The 1221-nt window shown below is 42.2% G+C and carries 1 protein-coding gene and 1 pseudogene; one reads left to right on the top strand and one right to left on the bottom strand.

The features are described 5' to 3' along the window. Positions 1-512, bottom strand: a 512-nt coding sequence (locus FDF36_RS20990) for a BfmA/BtgA family mobilization protein (protein ID WP_220392690.1), incomplete at its 3' end; no start/stop codon positions are given. A 610-nt stretch (positions 513-1122) separates the two neighbouring features. Here FDF36_RS20990 and FDF36_RS21415 point away from each other — a divergent pair. Then, positions 1123-1221, top strand: a pseudogene (locus FDF36_RS21415) (amidoligase family protein); the annotation flags it as partial.

Below are 1221 nucleotides of genomic sequence, written 5' to 3'. Positions count from 1 at the left end.
ATAAGCAGTTGCAAAGTGTTAATGGGAACCCTGACATCATCACTGAGTTTTATCATAGGGAACTTCCCGGGATCGAGCTGGTATTTTACCAATTCGGCCAACCGCCTGAGCTTATCCTTGTATGCGGTGGCACCCTCCATCCGGAGATCTTCCGCCTGCATCCTTTCCTTCAGCTTCCGGTTCTCCTCTTTCAGGTCCCGGAGTTCATTCCTCAGCCGGGCATAGTCCTCTTCAATCTTCCCGTCTTTAGGTCCTTTTTCATTTATGGGTTTGAAATAATCCCTTTCATAACTCCTGAGTATCTTGACAACATCCTCCATCCTCTTCTGGAGCTGCACAATCGGTTGTTTGGTAATCTGCTGGGGAGTTACTCCCGACACTTCAAAATATTCCATCATCTGGCTGATGTACGCATTGTTAGACTGCGTACCACTGTTAATGTCAAGCCGGTATTTGACACTGGGAGACACTCTGAGAAAACAGCTTAGTTTTTCCGTTCCTTTTTGCTTCATTTTAACTTCTATTGTTTTGATACAAAAATACTTATAAAAAACAGGACATCAAAGGTAAACGCTTTCTTTTTTATAAAATCCTATAATATGTTATATATCAGCTATTTATAAACATTGGTAAACCATGTGTTCACACACATTAAAGGCTTATTAACAGTATATTAGTTGCCTTGTGTTTACATGACGTTTATCATCGGTTTACATAAGATTTAGTATTCTTTTAATTATCAGCGCTTTGCGTTGATTCAAGTTCCCGGGTGCGGGAACTCCTCTTGCTCTTCCTTAATCAGGAATTCACTAAGGGGCCTCCGGTCCCCTTAGCCCTGGACGGTCCGGAGGGCCACAAGCGTCCTCAGCCGGCAGTGCAATCCCGAAGATTCCCCTTGAAAAAACGTGACTGTCAGGAAGGCCGAAAACCGGTGAGAAAAAGGTGGTAGGAGTGTCCTGGAAATGCCCAAGAAAGGAAAAAACACCCCATTCTGATAGGGCGGACACAACTTTTAGCAGAAGCAAAAGTAAGCTAATATGCTGATAAAGAGCACACTTACATTTGGAGAAACGGAGAAAAATCATTACCTTTGGTATATAATAATAAAGGAGATAACAAGTTATGAATGAACAAATTAGAAACATTTTAGCCGAAAGTGGAACAAAAACCTCAAAGATTAGAAAACTTCTGCTGCTCGGACTTACCCACCGTGAAATTGCC

The sequence above is a fragment of the Bacteroides fragilis genome, from assembly GCF_019583405.1.
GTDB classification, from domain to species: domain Bacteria; phylum Bacteroidota; class Bacteroidia; order Bacteroidales; family Bacteroidaceae; genus Bacteroides; species Bacteroides fragilis_B.
This window is presented reverse-complemented; position numbering and strand designations above follow the sequence as displayed.